The sequence below is a fragment of the Sporosarcina sp. 6E9 genome (assembly GCF_017921835.1).
GTDB lineage: Bacteria > Bacillota > Bacilli > Bacillales_A > Planococcaceae > Sporosarcina.
This window is the reverse complement of sequence record NZ_JAGEMN010000003.1, coordinates 153,441-175,464: the sequence shown is the minus strand read 5'-3', so window position 1 is coordinate 175,464 and position 22,024 is coordinate 153,441. Positions and strand designations below refer to the sequence as shown.

General features: G+C 40.6%; 21 protein-coding genes. 18 read left to right on the top strand and 3 right to left on the bottom strand.

The features are described 5' to 3' along the window. Positions 1–51: 51 nt before the first annotated feature. From J4G36_RS13915 to J4G36_RS13905, 3 genes are all read right to left on the bottom strand, one after another. Positions 52–1,050, bottom strand: coding sequence for a PstS family phosphate ABC transporter substrate-binding protein (locus J4G36_RS13915; protein ID WP_210471000.1), 999 nt, complete (start codon positions 1,048–1,050; stop codon positions 52–54). Between the two features lie 181 nt (positions 1,051–1,231). After that, positions 1,232–2,005, bottom strand: coding sequence for a phosphate ABC transporter ATP-binding protein PstB (gene pstB / locus J4G36_RS13910; RefSeq protein WP_305792229.1), 774 nt, complete (start codon positions 2,003–2,005; stop codon positions 1,232–1,234). 326 nt (positions 2,006–2,331) lie between these two features. Continuing rightward, a complete protein-coding gene (locus J4G36_RS13905) occupies positions 2,332–2,772 on the bottom strand; it encodes a YtoQ family protein (protein ID WP_210470998.1) in 441 nt (146 codons plus the stop codon). 108 nt (positions 2,773–2,880) lie between these two features. On the opposite strand from J4G36_RS13905, the gene J4G36_RS13900 reads away from it, so the two are divergent. From J4G36_RS13900 to J4G36_RS13815, 18 genes are all read left to right on the top strand, one after another. Continuing rightward, positions 2,881–4,446, top strand: a complete 1,566-nt coding sequence (locus J4G36_RS13900) for an amidohydrolase (protein ID WP_210470997.1) — start codon at positions 2,881–2,883, stop codon at positions 4,444–4,446. 57 nt (positions 4,447–4,503) lie between these two features. Then, positions 4,504–5,391 (top strand): phosphotransferase family protein, encoded by an 888-nt coding sequence (locus J4G36_RS13895; protein WP_210470996.1) that lies wholly within the window; start codon positions 4,504–4,506, stop codon positions 5,389–5,391. A gap of 239 nt (positions 5,392–5,630) precedes the next feature. Beyond that, the gene (locus tag J4G36_RS13890; protein WP_210471100.1) at positions 5,631–6,227 is read left to right on the top strand and encodes a class I SAM-dependent methyltransferase; all 597 of its coding nucleotides are present in this window, start codon (positions 5,631–5,633) and stop codon (positions 6,225–6,227) included. Between the two features lie 3 nt (positions 6,228–6,230). Then, positions 6,231–6,425 (top strand): YwbE family protein, encoded by a 195-nt coding sequence (locus J4G36_RS13885; protein ID WP_210470995.1) that lies wholly within the window; start codon positions 6,231–6,233, stop codon positions 6,423–6,425. A gap of 248 nt (positions 6,426–6,673) precedes the next feature. Next, positions 6,674–7,033, top strand: a complete 360-nt coding sequence (locus tag J4G36_RS13880; RefSeq protein WP_210470994.1) for a DUF5412 family protein — start codon at positions 6,674–6,676, stop codon at positions 7,031–7,033. A 5-nt stretch (positions 7,034–7,038) separates the two neighbouring features. Next, positions 7,039–8,037 carry an NAD(P)H-dependent flavin oxidoreductase gene (locus J4G36_RS13875; protein WP_368668783.1) on the top strand — a complete coding sequence of 333 codons (999 nt, stop codon included), beginning with the start codon at positions 7,039–7,041 and terminating at the stop codon, positions 8,035–8,037. Between the two features lie 36 nt (positions 8,038–8,073). Beyond that, the gene (locus J4G36_RS13870) at positions 8,074–8,952 is read left to right on the top strand and encodes a DMT family transporter (protein ID WP_210470993.1); all 879 of its coding nucleotides are present in this window, start codon (positions 8,074–8,076) and stop codon (positions 8,950–8,952) included. Between the two features lie 20 nt (positions 8,953–8,972). Continuing rightward, positions 8,973–9,803, top strand: a complete 831-nt coding sequence (locus tag J4G36_RS13865) for a hypothetical protein (RefSeq protein WP_210470992.1) — start codon at positions 8,973–8,975, stop codon at positions 9,801–9,803. A 15-nt stretch (positions 9,804–9,818) separates the two neighbouring features. After that, positions 9,819–10,214 (top strand): hypothetical protein, encoded by a 396-nt coding sequence (locus tag J4G36_RS13860; RefSeq protein WP_210470991.1) that lies wholly within the window; start codon positions 9,819–9,821, stop codon positions 10,212–10,214. Between the two features lie 65 nt (positions 10,215–10,279). Next, positions 10,280–11,002 (top strand): MerR family transcriptional regulator, encoded by a 723-nt coding sequence (locus tag J4G36_RS13855; RefSeq protein WP_210470990.1) that lies wholly within the window; start codon positions 10,280–10,282, stop codon positions 11,000–11,002. Between the two features lie 143 nt (positions 11,003–11,145). After that, positions 11,146–12,885: a sensor histidine kinase gene (locus J4G36_RS13850; protein ID WP_210470989.1), complete on the top strand. Its 1,740-nt coding sequence runs from the start codon at positions 11,146–11,148 to the stop codon at positions 12,883–12,885. Further along, positions 12,882–13,613 carry a LytR/AlgR family response regulator transcription factor gene (locus J4G36_RS13845; protein ID WP_210470988.1) on the top strand — a complete coding sequence of 244 codons (732 nt, stop codon included), beginning with the start codon at positions 12,882–12,884 and terminating at the stop codon, positions 13,611–13,613. The genes J4G36_RS13850 and J4G36_RS13845 overlap by 4 nt, the downstream gene beginning before the upstream one ends. Before the next feature lie 185 nt (positions 13,614–13,798). Continuing rightward, the gene (locus tag J4G36_RS13840; RefSeq protein WP_210470987.1) at positions 13,799–15,229 is read left to right on the top strand and encodes a carbon starvation CstA family protein; all 1,431 of its coding nucleotides are present in this window, start codon (positions 13,799–13,801) and stop codon (positions 15,227–15,229) included. Between the two features lie 135 nt (positions 15,230–15,364). After that, complete coding sequence (locus J4G36_RS13835) at positions 15,365–17,413, top strand: DUF2339 domain-containing protein (protein ID WP_210470986.1); 2,049 nt, start codon at positions 15,365–15,367, stop codon at positions 17,411–17,413. Positions 17,414–17,511: 98 nt separating this feature from the next. Next, positions 17,512–20,190, top strand: coding sequence for a DEAD/DEAH box helicase family protein (locus J4G36_RS13830; RefSeq protein ID WP_210470985.1), 2,679 nt, complete (start codon positions 17,512–17,514; stop codon positions 20,188–20,190). 143 nt (positions 20,191–20,333) lie between these two features. Continuing rightward, positions 20,334–20,531 (top strand): helix-turn-helix transcriptional regulator, encoded by a 198-nt coding sequence (locus J4G36_RS13825; RefSeq protein WP_210470984.1) that lies wholly within the window; start codon positions 20,334–20,336, stop codon positions 20,529–20,531. A 2-nt stretch (positions 20,532–20,533) separates the two neighbouring features. After that, positions 20,534–20,977: a hypothetical protein gene (locus J4G36_RS13820; RefSeq protein WP_210470983.1), complete on the top strand. Its 444-nt coding sequence runs from the start codon at positions 20,534–20,536 to the stop codon at positions 20,975–20,977. A gap of 357 nt (positions 20,978–21,334) precedes the next feature. Further along, complete coding sequence (locus tag J4G36_RS13815) at positions 21,335–21,940, top strand: hypothetical protein (protein WP_210470982.1); 606 nt, start codon at positions 21,335–21,337, stop codon at positions 21,938–21,940. Positions 21,941–22,024 lie beyond the last annotated feature (84 nt).

Sequence of the window (22,024 nt, the reverse complement as noted above, 5' to 3'; positions counted from 1 at the left end):
GAGAGAAGATGAGGGCATGGGATTGCGCTCATCTTCTTTGTTTAGAGCTTTTTAATTTCTTAATCCATTCAAGTATTCAATACTTTCTTCGACTTCAGCATCTGGAATTGGTGCAAATCCAGTTTCGCCTGCAAATTTATTAATGTTGCCCATCAAATAGATGGCATAGTCTAGAACTTGTGCTTTTTCTGTTGCGTGTTTGACGTTCAAGTATGTGAAGACGGGGCGAGTAAACTGCGCATAATCGCCGTCTTCTGAAATAGTATCGAGTGATGGTTCTACCGCGCCGCTACCAAAATCAACATGAACCGCTTCAAGCTTGTCTTTATTATTGACGTAATACCCAAACCCGAAAAATGCAATTCCGTTTTTGTCTTCTGCTACTAAGTTAACGAGTGTTGAATAATCTTGTTGTAGGTTTACACTGTCAACGAGATCTTGTTTTTCTAAAATGTTTTCATAGAAGAACTCATACGTTCCGTGGTTTTCGTTCGGTCCCATAGGCTTGATTTTTTCATCGGGCCAATCTGGGTCTATATCAGACCATTTTTCAATGCCGCTGTCTGCTTTGAATATGCTAATGAGTTGTTCGGGCGTCATTTCTTTTGCCCAGTCATTATCTTTGTTAATGACAAAGGTTAAACCGTCCAAGGCTACTTTTAATTCTTTAACTTCAATCCCTAAATCTTTTGCTTCAGTTGCTTCCTCATCTTTTATTTGGCGAGATGCATCGTTAAAGTCTGTTCCGTCTTTTACTAAAAACTTCTTGAATCCTGCGCTTGTTCCTGCACGACTCACCTCAACAGATACATTTTCTTGCTCATTGATCATATATTCTTCAGCGATCCTCGCCATTAATGGATAAACTGTTCCGGATCCATCAATCACAACGCTTCCTTCTATCTTTTCAGAGTTACCATTGTCATTAGACTCTTCATCGTTACCTTTAGATTGTTCGTCACTATTTGCTTTCGGATCAGACCCGCATGCTGCAATAATTGCAGCAAGAGCTGCGATAGCTAGGAACAAAAGATACTTTTTCAATTTCATTTGAATTGTCCTCCTCTTAATCTCTGTTTTAGTAGAAAGATTTGCTCTTTCTAGTTTTAAGTATAAGGCGTGATTGTTAAGCGAGTGTGTGATTAATGTAAACGTTTTGTAAATGAGGGAAAAACAGGTAAATATAAAACACCGCCCTTTATTCGATGGAATAAAAAGCGGTGTTTATTTATTAGCCGAAGCGGCCATTTATATAGTCATTCGTAAGATGGTCGTTCGGATTATTAAAGATAGTGGATGTTTGATCACATTCAATAATTTCACCGTTTAGAAAAAATGCTGTACGATCTGAAATTCGCGCTGCTTGTTGCATATTGTGTGTAACGATTGCGATGGTCACATCGTTTTTAATCGTATTGATGAGCTCCTCCACTTTGTGCGTGGAAACTGGGTCTAAAGCGGAAGTAGGTTCATCCATTAATATGACTTCAGGGTCTATTGCGAGACAGCGAGCAATGCAAAGTCGTTGTTGTTGTCCGCCGGAAAGCCCGTAAGCACTTTTGTGAAGGCGGTCTTTCACTTCATCCCAGAGCGCAGCTTTTCGCAAACTATCTTCTACAATATTATCGAGCATCGCTTTGTTTCGGATTCCATGAATTTTAGGTCCGAATGCGACGTTCTCGTAAATAGATTTAGGGAAGGGGTTTGGTTTTTGAAAGACCATGCCAACTTTCGATCGAAGCATTTCAACGGGCATCGCTTTCCCCAGAATGTTCTTCCCTTTAAATGTAACGTGTCCAGAAATCGATACATCAGGTACCATTTCAACCATTCGATTAAGCGTCTTTAAATAAGTTGACTTCCCGCAACCGGATGGGCCGATAATTGCAGTGACTTCTTTTTCATTAATAGATAGATCGATATTTTTCAATGCATGTGATGATCCGTACCACAGATTCAATCCATTCGTTTCATAAACTGGTTTACGCCAGTTGGCATTTTTCATCAGTCGAAGTTGTACGTCTTCTTTATGCCCTGTCAATAATGTCATGAGCATCCTCCATTCGAGTTATCTACTTCTCATCATAGAGGTGGATTGTTAAGGAAGTATAAAGGTGGTGTAAATGTTTTGTAAATTTGGGTGGATATCCGACAGATAGGAGAAGATATCCGTCATATAACCAGCGATATCTGAGGCTTTGCGATGTATATCCGTACATTTCTTCCGTATATCCGCACCTTTCACACACATATCCTCAAAACAATACTTAATGCCTAACTAATCCAATCAAAAATGGACCCGACTTTGCAAAGTGGGGTCCATTCCAATTTCTATTCAAAAATATAATGAAGTGCTTTAATCGCTTGGTCGACGGTCTCGACAGTTGCGTGCGCTTTACGGGATAATTCTTTCAGTGCATGGTGATGTCCTTCTTGACGAATAAGAATCAACGGTTTACCGTAAGCAACTGCTGCACTTGCGTCCATCGCGGTATTCCACTGCTTGTACTTTTCGCCAAACAAAGCGATGACAAGATCGGCTTTCTTCATTAGAATTTCCGTTCGCAAGTTATTAAAGTTTGAAGCCGCTGCGTCTTTAAAGATGGCATTTGGCTGTTCACCTAAAATTTCTTCCCCGATATTATCGGAACGGTCATGATCTTCCATCGGACCAACGAAGTCAATGGGTAAATCTAATGCCGCTGCTTTCACTTTAACTTCCTCGCGCCACGCACTATGAATCTCTCCTGCTAGATAAACTGTTAATCTCATTGATATCCCTCCAATATATTCTTCTATAATTGTAGCATTTTTTTCCGAAGCCGTTGCACAGGATTGCCCGAAAGTTTAGACTATATAGATAGACAGGGGGAATTTTACGTGAAAATAGTTTGGCATAACGGCACGATGTATACGATGAATTTTGAAGGCGACCAGGTTGAAGCGCTACTTACAGAAGGCGGGAAAATTAGCGCGGTTGGTACCTATGACGAATTAAGAGGGCAGGCCGATAAAGAAATCGATTTAAAAGGGGCGGTTCTCTATCCAGGATTTGTCGATAGTCACATGCATATGATCGGACATGGGCAAAAGTTACTGAGTCTTGATTTAGCAAAAGCAAGTTCGGCAGATGAAATGATGGTCATGCTCCATAATGCGCATAAGGATTTAACACCGGATGAGTGGTTTTTGGGGGAAGGTTGGAATGAAAACAATTTTCCAGATAAAAAGATTCCCCGAGCGAGTGAGCTCGATAAGGTTACAGATTCTCCAATGGTGTTGAAAAGGACGTGTCGTCATGCGGTCCTAGCAAACTCAAAAGCGCTTGAACTCGCAGGCATTACAAAAGACACACTAGATCCTGAAGACGGTGTTATCGAACGCGATGAAAACGGCGAAGCAACGGGCTATCTCCATGAAGGCGCGCAGGATTTGGTGCTGAACTTGCTACCAGAACCAACTATTGAATCGTTGACAAAAGCTTTAACGAAATCCGTCGATGATTTAGTCGCACTTGGCTTAACCGGTGCAGTGACGGATGACCTCGGTTATTACGGCGATTACACGAACCCGCTTCAAGCGTTTAAAAATGTGATTGGTGAACAGCGGAAGTTTCGTGCCCATTTACTAAGAAGATCCCCGGTATTCGAACAAATAATGGAAGAGAATGCAACTTATGATGAACCGTGGATTACGCCTGGTGAGATGAAGTTTTTCATCGACTGCGCGCTTGGCGGAAAGACTGCGCTATTAAGCGAGCCGTATTCAGACGCACCCGAAACGTCTGGGGTGGCCGTCCATACTGACGAGGAGATTGAAGAACTTGTTAAATTAGCTCGGAAATACGATGAAGCGATTGCGGTCCATGTCATCGGGGATGCGGCTGCTGAAAAAGCATTAGATGCCATTGAAAAACACCCCGTACCCGAAGGGAAGCGCGACAGATTGATTCATGTGAATGTGTTACGAGAGGATTTGGTGGCGCGAATGGAAAAGTTGCCAGTCATTCTCGATTTACAACCGATATTTGTTTCGTCAGATTTCCCTTGGGCGATGGATCGGTTAGGCGAACACCGTCTGGACTGGGCATATGCTTGGAAAAAGTTAATCGACCGTGGATTCATCTGTGGGGGCGGGTCGGATGCGCCGGTTGAAGAAGTCGATCCTTTACTCGGAATCTATGCAGCAGTGACACGTCGGAAACCAGGTGAGACTCATGACGGCTATTTACCTAGCGAAAAGCTTAGTCGATTTGAAGCGGTTCATTTATTTACAGTTGGAAGTGTCGCCACAATTGGAAAAGATAATGTACGCGGGAGACTCCAAGAAAACTTTGACGCGGATTTTACAATTCTCGATACAGATTTGTTCAGCGTTGAAGACGAAGGAATCATTTATGCGAAGGTTGTCATGACAGTAGTGGCAGGCGATATTGTTTATGAGTAATAGAAAATAAACCCTGAAAATGGATTGACTTCTTACTACTAAATCGGAGGAATGAATTTGGATTTAAATGAAAAAGGGAAACTTTGGATAGAAAATATACTGGGTGTTGCCGTTATTTCTATAGAAAGGCTTTACGGCGGAGTATCATCTCTTATTTTTGAGGTGGAAACTGGAAAGGGGCCCGTCATATTGCGCCAATTTGATAATGAGGAATGGCTCCGCGAAGAACCGGATCTTGTGTCACATGAATCAGCTAGTCTACAAATAGCGTGTAATAGTGATTTATCAGCACCAATACTTCTTGCGGCTGATAAAACAGGCGGAAAAGCTGGAATGCCATCGATTCTGATGACAAAGGTAGAAGGTAAAGTTTTGCTTGAACCAGAGGATTTTCATTTATGGACAGATGGGTTGGCTAAAACACTTAGTGAAATTCATCGGATTGAAGCGGGGAAGTTTCCGTGGAAGTATGCACAGTATATGAATCGTGAGAAAGTTGAAATTCCCGGGTGGACACAGAATCCTGAAGTATGGAATGTAGCTTTAGAACGATTACACGGGTCGGTACCTCAATATCGGGAAACATTCATCCACCGCGATTTCCACCCGGCTAATGTGTTATGGAAAGACGACGATGTAAGCGGAATTGTAGATTGGCCAAACGCCTGCTTGGGGCCAGCGGGAATTGATGTCGGTCATTGTCGCGTGAACTTAGCTTTATTACACGGAATAGAAATCGCGGACTTATTTTTGGAAGCGTACCAACGGCATGCAACCGGGTTCGACTATGATCCCTATCTTGATATCGTATCTATATTTGATGCCATCGATGGTCCGATAACTGTTTATAAGGGGTGGACGGATTTAGGAGTGGAAGGACTCACAAATCAGCTGATGGAGTCGCGCCTGGATGCTTTTATGGAAAGTGTTGTTATGAGCAAGTGATTTTAATGTGGTAACTTGGCGAAACGACCATTAACGAGAATAAGTGACTAAACCACCGGATGAAACGACCAAAGCATGTTTGAAACGACTAAAGCGGGTGTTGAGGCGACCAAAGCGAGTATCGAAACGATTAATGCAACCACTGAAGCGACCATAGCCCCTATAAAAAAGCAATTGTAACCCAATTATGCTAAACTAGAACGACCATATCCGAAGGGAATTGATGCGTTTTGTCGAATATGTGGCACGAACGTTTCTCGACAGATGAGTTTGTCTACGGGAAAGAACCAAATGCATTTGTAGTCGAAGCAGCGAAGCTTATGCCGAAAGGGAGAGTGCTCTGTATCGCAGAAGGCGAGGGGCGAAAATCGGTGTACTTAGCGTCTCTTGGATTTGACGTGACCGCGTGGGATTTTGCGCAAGCTGGGCTTGATAAAACAAAACTACTTGCCGATGAAAAAGGTGTCGTTGTGACAACCGAATATCGGGATCTTGCAGAAGTAGTATGGGAAGCAGAACAATGGGATGCCATCGTCCAGATTTTCGGCCATTTTCCTGAAGACGTTATGGACCGCACCTTTTCTGGAATTAAAAAAGCGCTAAAACCAGGAGGATATTATATAAGTGAATTGTATTCAAAAGAACAACTTGCATATGGAACAGGCGGACCGCGCAACGAATCCATGCTCATAAATCCAAAAGAAATGCTTGAACAATTTGACGGCTATTTTATCAAGCATTTCCACGTAGGTGAAGTGAATCGTGAAGAAGGCCAACTTCATACGGGCACAGCGCATGTCGTACAAAGCATGTTTCAAAAAAGAAAAGAGGATTGAACAATGGACGGAAAAAATCGTGACGATATAACACCAGGATTAAAAGTCGCAATTGTATTGAAGAAAGACCAGCGCTCAGGGACAAAAACTGAAGGCATTGTGAAAGACTTATTGACGAACTCGAAGTTTCATCCCCATGGCATTAAAGTTAGACTCGAAGACGGACAAGTTGGCCGCGTGGCGGAAATATTGGAATAAAGTAAAGATCCTTTTTGGATCTTTTTATTTTTGTTAGAGTTAATTGAAAATTCCTTATCCACTTCGTGTACAATAGTGATATAAATGTAAGTACAGTATCAGGGGTTTTATTAGCCTTCGACGGCTAGGAGTTAGCTGGTCGCAAGCAAGCCGTGGAAATCATCGATGAAACCGGTTATGTTTCGATTCGCTGAGGTAACATTCCCAGGTTTCTGAACGTCCTACATGTGAAAAGGGGGCGTCGGTTAATGAAAGTATTAGGAATTTTATTAGCGGGGTTATCAGGTATCATTATTATTTTGCTATTGGTCATTAATCACTTTTTCTTCAGCATGTCCAATCTTCCTGATGGGGAGCTCCTAACAGAATCCCAATCTCCAAACGGCCAGTATACGGTTAAAGCCTACGTATCAAGGAGCGGCGCGACAGTTGCGGATGCGGTTAGAGGGGAAGTTGTTTATCATCAAAAGAGGGATAGGAAGAAAAATATTTACTGGGGTTATCGCGAATCAACCGCAGAAATAGTTTGGATTGATGATTATACAGTTTCAATCAACGGCATCGAGTTAGATGTTCGCAAAGATATATATGATTTTCGAAAGGAGTAAATTCAGTGGACTGCTTACACATGAAATCCCCAATCATTCAAGCACCGATGGCAGGCGTAACGACACCTGAATTTGTCGCAGCCTGTGCGGAAGCTGGTGCATTGGGTTCAATTGGTGCAGGTTATCTATCAGCTGCGGCTACGCGTAAATTTATTCGAGAAGTAAAAGCATTAACAGAAAAACCGTTTTCCGTGAATTTATTTGTCCCCGAATCAACGATAGCCAATGAAAACGAATTGGTAGATGCCTATACCGCACTCGAGCCTATTCGAAAAGAACTCGGCATCACTTCGGAAAGACCGAAACGTTCAATTGCCGAATTCGATGATCAAGTTCGAGTGTTAATCGAAGAAAATGTTAAAGTCTGTTCCTTTACATTCGGATTGCCGGATGAAAATACCATTCATTTGTTGAAAGAAAACGATGTATATTTAATCGGAACAGCAACAACTGTCCAAGAAGCAAAGCTTGCAGAAGACAGTAAAATGCATGCCGTTGTTGTCCAAGGCAGTGAAGCGGGCGGACATCGAGGATCTTTCCACGGCGAATTAACCCTAGAACCATTAAATGAATTACTAATAGATTGCGTTAACACGGTCGAAATTCCAGTCATCGCAGCAGGCGGCATTGCGAATAAAGAAATGCTAGACAAGGCGTTATCTGCCGGAGCACAAGCTGTCCAAATCGGAACCGCATTATTGGTTGCGAACGAGAGCGGTGCACATCCAATACATAAACAGGCAATACTACATTCAAACGATGGATGTACAACGTTGACAACCGCTTTTTCGGGTAAAACTGCACGCGGCATCAACAATCGATTCATTATGGAAATGAAAAACACTGAAATCGCGCCTTATCCTTATCAAAGTGACTTAACGAAAGAAATACGGAAAGAGGCGGCAATACAGGGAAAGAGTGATTTCATGTCACTCTGGGCGGGTGAAAACGTCCATTTAACTACCGAAGGAACAGTAAAAGAAATACTTAAGAAATTTATATAAATAGATGCTAATTTGAGAAAGCTTGTGAGGGATGAAATGAGAAAGTACATTGGCGAGATTGGACTGACAATCACTGCAATCATATGGGGCAGTGGATTTGTTGCCAGTGCAGTAGCATTGGAATATTATACGCCGTATCAATTAATGGCGGGAAGGTTTTTAATAGGTGCACTCATTTTATGCCTGATTTTCAATCAAAAGTTAAAAGGAATTAAGAAAAAGACACTCATAAAAGGTGCCATCTTGGGGAGCTTCTTATACGCCGCATTCGCACTTCAAACGGTCGGCTTACAATTTACGACGCCTTCCAAAAACGCGTTTTTAACCGCGATTAACGTAGTCATTGTTCCTTTTATCGGATTTTTAATTTACAAAAGAAAAATTAATGTCTTTGAACTGGGCGGTGCGATGCTAGCGATTCTCGGCGTCGCGATATTATCGCTTCAATTATCTTTTGAAATTAATCTAGGCGATTTCCTAACGGTTTGTTGCGCATTCGCATTTGCATTTCATATTTTTTATACGTCTAAATTTGTAGAAGATGAAGATCCAGTTTTACTTACACTCGTCCAAATGACGGTTGCAGCAGTCATAGCGTTTATCGTCGTATTCTCAAAAGGCGAGACTACATTTTCATTCGAGCCAGCTGGTTTATATCCATTAGTTTATCTCGGAATATTTTCAACAACTGTCGCATTTTTACTGCAAACAATCGCTCAAAAGTTTATTTCAGAAACAAAAGCCGCCATCATTCTTTCAACAGAAGCATTTTGGGGCATGGCGTTTTCAGTCGTAATTTTAAGTGAAGTATTGACGCTGAGAATGGGCATTGGAGCAGTGCTGATACTATGTGCAATCATTTTATCAGAAACGAAATTCAGCTTTTTGATGGTTCGAAAAAGAAAGTTTGAATGATATTTATAGTCATAGGATGAATGGGTGAGGTGAATGATGGGATGAAAGAAATTTACAAGCGGACATCGGTATTTTCTTTTATCGGAAGCGGTATTGCAACCATATATTGTATCGTTTTTTATTTTGTTTGGTTTGAAAAATTTTCGGTGAATGGTGAAACGCTCATCGTTTCAGGGGTATCTGCAATTTCTTTACTAATCGCTGGTCTTTTTTTCAACAATGCGCAACAGAACCTTAGCGATGAAACAATGGCTGAAATCGAGAGCGACGTAGCGTTTGAAAAGATTGATGAGCTGATCATGCAGTGGATGCCGTCTTTCTATCCGACAATGCATAATGTCAATGCTGATGGTGTCTCCTTGTTTCAAATCATTCCGTCAAAACGTCGACCATTTGCACGTAAATTAACCGCTATTAAATTTCTATCTGAAGGTTTTATTGTACCTGCCACGTATGACATTCTTGATATGAAAGATGAACTTTTAGCTTCTTTTACTTTTTGGAACAATGGCAACCGTTTTCTTTTAACCCTTCATAGCAGGGACGGAAAAAGAATCGGCTATTTCGAACAATGGCTTACCAAATCCGTGTTAAAAAATAAGGGGACTTTATTCCATGAAAACGATCGGGTTTGGCGTGAGCTCACCGCGAATAATATGGCCGGCGATATCGATGTCGTAGATGACGACGGGAAAATGACAGCCAAATACCGATTTGGCCGTTTTCCTTATGCCTTGCATCCAGCATTCGAAGCGGAAGGCGTTCACAATTATATCCGTTTCGGCAACCATATTTCAAATGAAGAAAAACTTGCCTATACCATGATTTTCTTTTTTTGGTTGAAGAAGTAGGAGGGGGTATTAGTAATGAAGCCTTATGGATTATCCTTATTGTTAGTAATTTTACTGTTACTGTCGGGATGCGGATTGGAAACTAAAACTTTCGGGGAATTTTATGAAAGAGATTTGAATGATGTTTCTAAAATTGAAATTGTGGATGGTAGTACAGGTTATGAAGTGGCTACGACTGATTATGAAAAGATTCAGGATTTTATTGGTGAAATAAAAGATGTTCAATTTATCCCTGACGATGATCAAGGGAAAAGGGACGGGTTCAGGTATTCTATTACTCTTTTCGAAAATGATGTGCGAACTTTTCAATTTGGAGATACTCATATAAACGGGAACTATTATCATACAGAACCAGATATTTATCCGATTGTAGATAGATTTTTTACAACTATTGAGCAAAAAGAAAAATAGAACTTTTCCTTGACTCTCACGTTACGTCATCGTTTATTGTTGTTAATGAAGGGAGGCGACTCGCGATGAAAGTGAAAGAAGTATCGCAGATGGCCGGTGTCAGTGTGCGCACACTTCATCATTATGATGACATCGGCTTGCTTGTGCCCGATGATTTGACGGCAGCGGGCTATCGGATTTATTCCGAAGAAAACCTTGTAACATTACAACAAATTCTGTTCTTTCGTGAACTCGGCTTCTCTTTAAAGAAAATAAAGAAATTGCTTTCAAGTCCATCGTTTGATCGCCAGGAAGCTTTCGACATGCAGCGAAAAATGCTCATTGCTAAACGGAAGCAACTGGATGAAATGATCGATACGATTGAGAAAACAATTCGCCATGAGAAGGGAGAGGTAAGGATGACGAACGAAGAGAAATTTCAAGGATTCGATTTTAGTACGAACCCATACGAACAGGAGGCTAGGAACCGTTGGGGTGATAAAGCGGTTGATGAGTCGAACAAGAAGGTTGCGCAGTTTGGTCCAGAAATAGGAGAGGATATGAACCGGATTTACTTTGGTTTAGCTGAAATCCGCCATATAGATCCAGCATCGAAAGAAGCGCAAACGCGGATTGAAGAATGGTACACATTTTTGAACAAAATGGGTAACTATTCTCTAGAAGCTTTCGCAGGACTCGGTGAAATGTATGTCGCTGACGAACGATTTACAAAGAATATCGACCAATTTGGCGACGGGCTTGCTGAATTTATGCGCGATGCCATGAAGGTTTTTGCGCAGAATAACTAATTTTAATAGCGCCATAGAATTGTCGGTCGAGTATACTGTAAAAACCAGCCCAGCTTACGGGCTGGTTTTTTATATAAATTAAAGTTCCCAAAAGCGAAAAAGTATTGGATAATATACACTGTAACAAAGAGGGAGGCGTAATTTTGGTCGATTTACTAATCATCATGTTGGAAAGAGTCGGAACAATTATCGCGGTCGCATTTATACTCACCAGATTGCGCTTCTTTAAAAACTTAGTCCAACACGACAAATTAGATAATAAACAAGAACTTACTGCAATTTTATTCTTTGGATTATTTGGCATAGCAGGCACTTATTTAGGAGTGGCTTTCAATACGGATACCTTGCACTTTAATAGCGTCACGGCGGAACTTGCGAAGGATGAAGCACTTGCGAATTCGCGCGTAATTGGTGTTGTCGTCGCAGGCCTTTTAGGTGGATATCGCCTAGGAATCGGTGCAGGGTTGTTAGCAGGACTTCATCGAATGACATTAGGCGGTTTTACGGGTTTTGCGTGCGGCATATCCACTATTATAGCGGGGATTGTAGCTAGCGCTTTTTACCGGAAGGGAAAGAACATAAAGCCGCTGGTCGCTTTTGGAATCGGGGCACTTGCTGAAGCTGTGCAAATGGGGCTAATCCTGTTACTTTCAAAGCCGTTTGAGAAAGCATTTACATTGGTCGAAGTTATCGGAATCCCGATGATTCTTGCTAATGGTATTGGGGCGGCACTATTTCTGTTAATTGTCCATAATGTCATGAGCGACCAGGAAAAAGTGACTGCGCTTCAAGCACAAAAGACACTACGCATTGCCAATCAAACACTCAGGTTTCTAAGAAAAGGGATGAACAACGCCACGGCTGCAGCTGTCTGTAATATTCTTTACCGCGAACTTCAGCCAAGTGCTGTTGCCTTTACCGATAAAACGCATATTGTGGCTCATGTCGGGATAGCTGACGATCACCACAAAGAAAACAGCCCCATCCAAACAGTTGAAACCAAGAGGGTAATTGAAAGTGGAAAGTTAAGCGTTGTTAATGAAGGAACCATTCATTGTGAGGCTAAAAATTGTCCTTTAGGCGCAGCTGTCATTGCGCCGCTCATTCGTCGCGGGGAAACAATTGGGACAATGAAATTATATTATCCTTCGAAAAAGGCGATAACTGACATCAATATTGAGCTAATCTCAGGGCTGAGCTCATTACTTAGCAATCAACTAGAAATAGCGGAAACGGATCATGCTTATCAACTGGCCAAAGAAGCCGAGATTAATGCATTACAAGCGCAAATCAGCCCGCATTTCTTATTTAATTCGATGAATATTATTGTGTCTTTAATCCGCACAGATCCTGATCAAGCGCGTAAACTGCTAACATCACTGTCGTATTTTTTACGGCAAAACGTCACAGGAACGACGGCTTCCAAAGTTTCTTTGGAACAGGAACTTTCGCATGTAAGAGCCTACTTAGAGATTATAGAAGCTAGATTTGTGGATAAGTTAACAATACTGTATGAAGTAGATAATAATCTATCCACAGAAATGATTCCGCCGTTCACATTACAGCCAATTGTTGAAAACGCGATCCATCACGGTATCCACGACATGGAGAAGGACAGTATCATAAAATTGACCGTTCAAGACCTGGACCATGAAATTGAAATCAAAGTAGAGGACAATGGAAAGGGAATAGATCCAGAGCGAATTCAGCGATTAGGGAATGAACAAATGAAATCCGAAACAGGTACAGGTGTAGCGCTATTCAATGTCAATCGTCGTTTAATCATGATGTTTGGCGAACAAGGCGCAATAAAAATCGAAAGCGAAATCGGAAAAGGGACAAAGATTTCATTTCGAATTCCAAAATTGGAGGTGAATCATTGATGCCGTCAATTCGAACACTTATCGTCGATGATGAAAGATATGCACGTGAAGAATTAACCTATTTACTAAGTAAATTTCCGGAAATTCAAGTTGTGGGCGAAGCCGAAAACGGCGAAACGGCTATTTTACAAGCGCTTCAACTACAACCAGATGTCGTTTTTTTGGACGTTGAAATGCCTAAAATGAATGGCATGGAAGTAGCCAAATCATTAATGGGAATCAAGAAAGTTCCGCTTATCATTTTTGCGACCGCATATCCGCAATTCGCGGCAGAAGCATTTCGGATTAATGCCGTTGATTATTTACTAAAACCCTATGACATAGAACAATTAAAACAGGCAATCGACAGAATCGAAAAGCAGTTAGCGCCCCCTACTGCAAATGACACACCAAGCAAAATCGGTAAATTGGCTGTGGAGACAGACGGAGAAATCGACTATGTTTTAGTAACAGATATCATCTATATGTACCGGGAAGAAAGAGTGACGAAAATCGTCACGGGGTCGCGAGAATACGACGTGAAATTATCATTGAAAGAATTGGAAAACCGTTTAGAGGCATTTTCTTTTTTTCGCATTCATAAAGGCTATATCGTGAATCTAAATTATGTGAGTCGCTTAACACCCTGGTTTAGTGGCTCCTTTCAGCTAGAACTTGAAGGCCGAGAAGAGAAGCTTTCTGTTAGCCGAAACTACGTGAAGGACTTGCGTCAACGCCTGGAACTATGAAATGCAGTACAGGTTAACTCATAAAGAGTACACGTTAGCCCCCATTTTCGACATGATACGACGAAATGCGCTTTTAACTGAAAGCATCTAGTAAACTATAGAAGCGAAGGATGTTTTCAGTATAAATTCTTTTATATAAAATGAAAGCGTATTCAAATCGTGAAAAATGGGAGTGTGTGAGATAAATGATTACTTTTCTAGTGTCGATTGTTGTGTTAATTGCGGCCTATTTTATTTATGGTAAATTTGTTGAAAGAGTTTTTGATCCAATCGAATCCAGAAAAACGCCGGCTTATGCAAATGCAGACGGTGTGGACTACGTACCAATGAACAAACATAAAAATGCATTGATTCAGCTTCTAAATATAGCTGGAACAGGTCCGATATTCGGTCCAATCATGGGTGCGCTATTTGGCCCAGTGGCATTTTTATGGATAGTTTTAGGCGCAATTTTTGCAGGGGCTACTCATGATTATTTAACAGGTATGATTTCAATTCGAAATCGTGGGGCACATATTCCTGAACTAGCAGGAAAGTTCCTGGGCGCATTTTCAAGACATATCGTAAATATTTTTGCATTATTACTGCTATTGTTAGTTGGAACTGTATTTGTTACAACGCCGGCTTCTTTATTAAGCCTCTTAATAAATGGGAAGGTTGCATTATGGGTGATTATCGCTGTGATATTTGTATACTATTTCCTATCAACGATTCTTCCGATTGATAAGATAATTGGTAGACTGTACCCGTATTTTGGAGCTGTTTTATTACTTGGTACAATAGGCGTTGGAATAGCATTACTGTTCTCGGACTATAAAATTCCCGAATTGAGTTTGGAAAATATGCATCCTGATAATTTGCCGATTTTCCCAATTCTTTTCTTTACAATCACTTGTGGTGCACTTTCAGGTTTCCATGCAACACAGTCACCGATAATTTCAAGAACCGTTCAAAAAGAATCACAAGGCCGTTATGTATTTTACGGAATGATGATTGCCGAAGCTGTAATCGCTATGATTTGGGCAGCAGCTGCAATGAGCTTACTTGATGGACAGACTTTGAGTGAATTCATCAAAACTGGGACACCTTCTTCCGTGGTAAATGAGGTTTCAATGACATTACTCGGCGCTGTGGGTGGAACGATTGCCGTATTAGGCGCGATTGTCCTTCCGATTACATCTGGAGACACAGCATTCCGTGCGGCACGTTCCATCATTGCTGATTATCTAAAAATCGATCAAGCAAAAGTTGTTAAACGATTAATGATCGCGATTCCATTATTTGCAGTTTCAGCAATGTTGACGCAAATTGACTTTAATCTATTATGGCGATACTTCTCCTGGGCGAACCAAGCCACTGCGGCGATTGCATTGTGGATCGCGACAATGTATCTATTTATTAAAGGAAAGAACTACATTATTTCGCTAGTACCAGCGCTGTTCATTACCTATATGGTATTTGTCTATATTCTAAATCAGAAGATTGGATTTAACCTAGACTTGAATGTATCTTATATTATTGGGATTGTTTTAACAGTCATTTTAGCGGTATTGTTCTTCATTAAAGCGAAGCATAATAAAAGAGACCAAATCGAAACAGATATACCTATAGAATAAGGTTGTATGTTTGATTGAATGTTTGGTAAACTAATTAGTAATAGTTGGAAAATGAAGAATGCTACTCTACTTGTAAATTAGTAGGGTAGCATCTTTTTTGTATTCATAAAATAGGTTAGGTGGAGGAGGGCGAAAATGGCTGAGGATCAGCAGGAAATTCTAAAAAGGCTCGAGCATTTAGAAAAAGAAATGAAGCTGTTGAAAGAACAACAAGCACAGTTGATGGGCAAACCGGTACAAGTCGCGAAGTCTGAAAGACCTTTTAAACCATTAGAAACACCTAGTGAACAAGTAAAGGTAGTCGTTACGAAACCTGTGAAAAAGGAATTTGACTTCGAGAAGGCTTTGAGTCAATGGCTACCACGCGTGTTTATGTTCATTTTACTATTAGGCGTCCTTTGGGGGCTGAAAGTTGGCATGGACAACGGATTCATCACAAATCCTGTCAGAATCGTGATGGGATATGTTGGGACCGGTCTTCTTTATTACTTTGGAATGAAGTACTACGGGAAGAAGAATAAAGTATTCGGTCTAACCTTGCTCGGCGGTTTTATCGCGCTTGGGATTCTCACAACATTTGCAGCCCATCATCTCTACGGTTATTTTAGTTTTATCGTGGCATTTATTGTCGGTGTCGCTTATATTGCAGCCGGATTATGGTTGTCTGAGAAAACAAAGTCAGAAACACTCACCATCTTTTCAGCAATCGCAGGATTCTTACTTCCGTTTTTACTTGAAGGCGAAAGCGCGACATCTATTCAGTTTTGTGCGTACATCCTAATACTGTTCTTATCTTTGTTTTATGTTTCGCTGAGACAAAAACACAAAATTTCTTTTTACATTTCATTTCTTCTGTTCCATTTAACATTGGTGACATACGGTGTATTAAGCGGGGAAATCGGTGACGAACCAATCATTGTCGGTACTGTTTTACTTCAACATATGTTACTGCTAGTATTTTATTTGAAAGGGAAAATCGAGCGGCATGTATTTACCGAAGCGCTGATTTATTCGAATTTCGTATTCGCGCTAGGGTGGATAAAAGTACTGACGTACAATCAGGAAATAATCGTATTTGGTCTATTCGCAGTACTTTATATCGCACTTTCTGTGATTTCATTTTCCAAAAAAGACGATTTACTGTTAGGCGTATTCTCCGCTGTGGCGATACTTGCAATAAGTGCATTTGTATTGGTATTTAACATGGATAATGGCATAACAAAGATTATCTTATTGCTCATCAATGGTGCAGCCGGTTTGTGGGTGGGCTTTCGATATCAAACAAAAAGAACCATTGCAACGAGCTCGTTTATTTATATTATGGCGGGGTCCGCAGTTTTTCTCGCGACAGGGATTTATGACTTGATGTCGTTGGAGAACTTGTCTTGGATTGTATTGTTGTTGACACTTGGATTTCTCTACTATACGGCCTATCAATTTTTACCTAAAAATTTAAAAGTCGATCTAAAGAAAATCGATCAAAGTTTAATTGGCGGGCAAATAATTTTGCTTGTATATCTGCTGAAACTCACCGCCGTTGCCTTATCCGACTTTAAAATCGGTTTTGCGACAAATGAACATATCCATTTACTTGTCATGATTGTCGCAATCGGCAGCATGATCCAGTTTTCGAAATGGGCGCGAGGGAAGTACCTTGCGTATTCAGCGGTTATTCTATACCTCTTTTTAGGATTGATCACAATGGGGGTTCGGTTAGCGACATACATTGAATTTGAAAAATACATGTTCAATCTATCCGTTGAAGTACTTTATTTAATTGGACTCACCATTTTATTTATTACCATCATGAAAGATAAATTCTTGATCAAACTAGCGAAATTTAGTGTTAAACTCCCGCTTTTGGCAATCATTATGCAAGTCGTTTACTTCATCTTTTTGAATAAATGGTTCCTGACATTTGTGCATACGTATAAGTGGGATACAGAGTTTATCCTTCTGGCACACACATTCTTGTTGTTTGCATTCGCATTTGCGTCAGTCAGTATCGGAAGGAAACTCGATTGGAAATATGTTAAATTCATCGGCGCAGGGTTAATCGTATTATGCGTACTGAAGTTATTCATCATCGACTTGGGTGCTGTTTCGATATTAATACGGGCAATCTTATTTACGATTGTTGGGATTGTCGGTTTGCTTTATTCGAAGAGTTTGTTTAAAGAATAGTTTTATGGGGGCATCTGCTATTTAGTGGATGTCTTTTTGTTATAGTGAAACTTAGCTGTCAGTCAAACCGTATATGACCATAGAAGGGGGATTGTCTTATGAAAAAATTTCCGAAAGGGATTCAGTTTTGCTATGAATGGCGGTCCTATCAAAGCAGGGTGCTAAACGAACTTGATACTCATTTAAAAAATAAAAAACTTCACCTGGTCGCGCCGCCTGGATCAGGGAAAACGGTGCTTGGACTTGAAGTCATGTTGCGGTTGAATCAAGCAACATTAATCGTAGCGCCTACATTGGCGATTAAACAACAATGGAAAGATCGATTTACGGCGCTATTCTTAAAAGACGAGCAACCGGATTGGATTTCCATGGATATTAAAAACCCGAAATTTATCACCATTACAACCTATCAATCTTTACATAGTATCTATAGGAAGAATGATGCTCCTGATGTCGAGGAAGAGCAAGTCGATGATGGTGAGCTACTAGAAGAGGCACCAATTATCTTGAGTGAAAGTGCACGGATCCAACAAAAAATAAAAGCAATCGGTTTTGGCACACTTATTTTAGACGAAGCGCATCATTTACGAACTGCTTGGTGGCATTCGATGATGCAACTTCGGAACGAACTTAAGAATAGCTATGCAGTATCCTTAACTGCAACACCGCCATTTGACGTTTCAGCGTCAGAATGGCAAAGGTATATAGAGTTATGTGGCACCATCGATATCGAAATTAGCGTGCCTGAACTCGTCAAAGCAAAAGAGTTATGCCCGCATCAAGACTATGTGCATTTTTCAGCACCCGAAGATGAGGAACTGAAAATGATCCTTCACTTTAGAGATGAAGCGCATAAGTTTATCGAATCTTTTATTCATGATGAGCGGAGTAAGAACTTGCTTGAGAACCACCCTTGGTTAATGGATCCAATGGAATATGTCGAAGAAATATTAGAACAACCCGCTTACTTTTCAAGCATATTGATTTTTTTAAACCATGTTGGTAGCGATAAATATAAGGAAGCGTTGCCTGTCATCGGGGTTTCTGAAAAAGATATGCCCGCATTCTCTTTTGAATGGTTGGAAGAGCTGTTAACGGGGATTTTATTCACAGATGAGCGTCTGAAAATTGATAAAGAATTTCAACAAAATGTTAAAAGACAGTTAACGAGAATGGGTGCGATTGAGCGGAAAAAAGTGCGTTTACAATCCACTAGCGAGATGAATCGAAAACTTACGCAAAGTGTATCGAAGCTGAATAGCATTCGGGAAATTGTAGACTATGAAAAGACGTTACTACAAGAGAATTTGCGCATGGTTATTTTGACTGATTATATTCGATTACCCGATTTACCGAATCGTAAGGGGGACGAGTTGCCACTCACCCGAATCGGGGTTGTGCCGATCTTTGAGGAAATTAGACGAAAACTTGGTATGAAAGTGAATGCAGCTATCTTAACAGGTTCCCTTGTCATCATACCGAAGGAAGCACAAAAACTTGTCGAAGAAATTGCGATACGCGAAGATTGTCAACTACAGTGGAAAGAATTGACGCACGATCCTGCTTTCATCCGTACGGAATTGAATGCTGGAAATCGTCAACAAGTCGTTTCAATCTTGACGGAGGTATTTACAGAAGGTGAAATCGATGTGCTTGTCGGAACCGCAGCACTACTCGGAGAAGGCTGGGATGCGCCGTGTGTTAATTCGCTAATCATGGCCTCTTATGTCGGTTCCTTTATGCAATCAAATCAAATGCGCGGACGAGCGATACGGGTGGATCGAAACAATCCAGAAAAAACATCCTCAATCTGGCACCTTGTGTGTGTAAATCGAGATTTAGATAATATGGGCTATGATTTCGAGTTACTGGAGCGGCGTTTTCGCTCGCTCGTTGGAGTGGGCGTTGAAAAGGATGTTATTGAAACTGGAATTGCTCGCTTAAGATTGGACCATCCACCTTTCACACCTGAAAAAATTAGGATCATGAACGAGAAAACATTTACGAGATCATCCAATCGCGATCGCTTATTTATGAGATGGGCACACGCGATTTCAAATGGAAGTGAGATGACTGAAGAAATTGTGGCGGATAGAAAATCATGGCCACGTCCATTTTTCTTACAGCACTCTTTAAGGGGCTTACTCTGGTTTGCTGGATTTACGACAGCAGGCGGAATGGTCGATGCAGCTAAACTGCTATGGAGGTTCAAAGAAGTATCGATGGGAATGGGTTTATTTTACGGAATCCTACTTGGTATCTTGTTTGGATTACCTTCAGTTTTCAAGGTCGCAAAACTCTATGTTAGGCATCCATCTGTCGAATCGAGCATGAAAGAAATTGGTGAAGCGCTATATGTGTCTTTACATAATGCAAAACTAGTTCGTACGCCTTTTCAAAAAGGAATGATTCATGTAACAAATGAGGGTTTTGGAGCTTATACATGTTGGCTCAGGGCAGGAACAACGCATGATAAAAATGTGTTTATGAAAGCGATGAAAGAATTTATAGACCCAATCGAAAACCCCAGATACTTACTGATTCGACAAGCTGGCAAAGTGTTTAAAAGAACAGATATTCATGCGGTTCCGCAAGAATTAGGGCGCAAAAAAGAGCATGCTCAGTTTTTGCAAACCGAATGGAAAAAGCGAGTCGGCGAAGCTGAACTTGTATACACGCGAACATTTGAAGGGAGAAAAGAACTCCTGTCCGCACGATTGTCTGCATTATCCGCGGCATTCATCGAAAAAGCGGATCGAATTAGCGGTTGGCGATAGGATTAATTAATACTGGAAGTACAGATGTCTATTCTCTGTACTTCTATTTTTTTCTTTCATGTCAAATATACATTACGGAGTGTCGGGTATAATTGACACTTACTTTTTCGTTGACTATAATGACATTAATAGGAGGAATTGCGATGAAGAAAAATCTACGATTAAAGGCGGCACGCGCAGCAAAAGATTTGTCGCAAGCTAAATTAGCGGACATCGTTGGAGTTACACGCCAAACGATGAATGCGATAGAAAACGGGGATTACAATCCGTCATTAAATCTTTGTATCGCAATTTGCAAAGCGCTTAATCTAACACTAAATGATCTATTTTGGGAGGAATGAAAATGAAAAACGCTCGATATGATGAATTTCAAATCGCGACTAGACATAAAATTGCGTTTCAGTCATTTATATTAGTAATGATTCTAATTGGACTTAACGGTTACATAAAGGAAGGTTATGGTGTGTGGGCATCTCCTTTACTTGAAGCTTTTATAATGGTTTGGATTCCTGGCCTATATTTCGCGGTCATGTCAATTTCTAAAAATGCATATTTTAGTAAGAATGACTATCCGATTTTACTTGTAGTTTTATTGGGATTAACCGCGATAATGGGTTTCTTTTCAACTGCTCCATTTATTTTTAGTGCAGAGCATCCCTTTATTGAAAATGGTCAACTAAATGATCGGATTATGGGTTTGTTGATCGCCATTATTTCTATGGGTATGGGCGTAGCTCTGATTGTGAGGAGAATACTTAATCGACGGATGGATGGCAGATGGGAATGAAAAATTATTTTCTATGAAGGGATTTAAGGATATAGGGTGGAATTAATAAAGTACGCTAGTTCAGTATTCATAAACGTTTCCAGTACAGGCGTTACGTTTTATAGTTCATTCGCAGTTCGAAATAAATGAAAACTTGAAACTTTCCTCCATTTTCCAACGTATAATGGTTATAATAGAAAGAAACTCCAAAAATTATTTTTATTTTATCTGAAGTAAAAATAGGTCCCGGGTCGTAGACAGGTTCCCCACCTAAGCCGGTTTAATACTTATTCGGGATGGGACATAATAAAGTTAGACATTAACCAATAGGGAGGCAACTAATGCTTCCCGTGAACGGGGAAGTAAGGGGGGATTGCCATGGGGAAAAAGACAATATACATTGTGCTAACGGATACAGGGACACTATTATCCAAGGCGATTGGCATGTATACGCGAAAAGATTTAAATCATGCATCAATCGCATTTGATGAACAGTTGACTGAGATGTATAGTTTCGGAAGGAAACAACGACATAATCCATTTGTGGGTGGTTTTGTTAAAGAAAATGTCGTTGAAGGCATCTTCGAACAAGCGGATTGTGCGATTTATAGTTGTGAGGTGACGACTGAAGAATATATCAGAATGCAAATTAAAATCCGTCAAATTGAATTGACCAAGGAACTTTATAGGTATAATTTCATTGGTTTATTCGCAGTTGCGATAAATAAAGATTTGCAAAGAAAACATGCATTCTTTTGTTCACAATTTGTGGCTACGGTTGTGAATGATAGTGGTATAAAAATGTTTGCAATAAAGCCGAACCTAGTACAGCCACATCATTTTGCGCAATTGAAATGTTTAAAACCTGTTTACGAAGGTGAGCTGCAATCATATATTCGGAATGTAAGAGGAATTGAAGGACGGGTGCCAACCCCGCATCGCGTGGGCATGTGGCGACACTTGGCGGTTCGTATACTTTCATAATTAGGAGAGCTTCTAAAGTAGGGGGCTCTTTTTCATTTTCGCAATTTTAGGCAAAACATGCGATAATAAGAAAAAAGACGGAAT

Coding starts and splice junctions, on each gene's coding strand:
- J4G36_RS13915 (WP_210471000.1), bottom strand. CDS start 1,050: ATGAAATTGAAAAAGTATCTTTTGTTCCTAGCTATCGCAGCTCTTGCT.
- pstB (WP_305792229.1), bottom strand. CDS start 2,005: ATGAAAAATGCCAACTGGCGTAAACCAGTTTATGAAACGAATGGATTG.
- J4G36_RS13905 (WP_210470998.1), bottom strand. CDS start 2,772: ATGAGATTAACAGTTTATCTAGCAGGAGAGATTCATAGTGCGTGGCGC.
- J4G36_RS13890 (WP_210471100.1), top strand. CDS start 5,631: ATGTGGCACGAACGTTTCTCGACAGATGAGTTTGTCTACGGGAAAGAA.
- J4G36_RS13885 (WP_210470995.1), top strand. CDS start 6,231: ATGGACGGAAAAAATCGTGACGATATAACACCAGGATTAAAAGTCGCA.
- J4G36_RS13880 (WP_210470994.1), top strand. CDS start 6,674: ATGAAAGTATTAGGAATTTTATTAGCGGGGTTATCAGGTATCATTATT.
- J4G36_RS13870 (WP_210470993.1), top strand. CDS start 8,074: ATGAGAAAGTACATTGGCGAGATTGGACTGACAATCACTGCAATCATA.
- J4G36_RS13865 (WP_210470992.1), top strand. CDS start 8,973: ATGGGTGAGGTGAATGATGGGATGAAAGAAATTTACAAGCGGACATCG.
- J4G36_RS13860 (WP_210470991.1), top strand. CDS start 9,819: ATGAAGCCTTATGGATTATCCTTATTGTTAGTAATTTTACTGTTACTG.
- J4G36_RS13855 (WP_210470990.1), top strand. CDS start 10,280: ATGAAAGTGAAAGAAGTATCGCAGATGGCCGGTGTCAGTGTGCGCACA.
- J4G36_RS13840 (WP_210470987.1), top strand. CDS start 13,799: ATGATTACTTTTCTAGTGTCGATTGTTGTGTTAATTGCGGCCTATTTT.
- J4G36_RS13835 (WP_210470986.1), top strand. CDS start 15,365: ATGGCTGAGGATCAGCAGGAAATTCTAAAAAGGCTCGAGCATTTAGAA.
- J4G36_RS13830 (WP_210470985.1), top strand. CDS start 17,512: ATGAAAAAATTTCCGAAAGGGATTCAGTTTTGCTATGAATGGCGGTCC.
- J4G36_RS13825 (WP_210470984.1), top strand. CDS start 20,334: ATGAAGAAAAATCTACGATTAAAGGCGGCACGCGCAGCAAAAGATTTG.
- J4G36_RS13820 (WP_210470983.1), top strand. CDS start 20,534: ATGAAAAACGCTCGATATGATGAATTTCAAATCGCGACTAGACATAAA.
- J4G36_RS13815 (WP_210470982.1), top strand. CDS start 21,335: ATGGGGAAAAAGACAATATACATTGTGCTAACGGATACAGGGACACTA.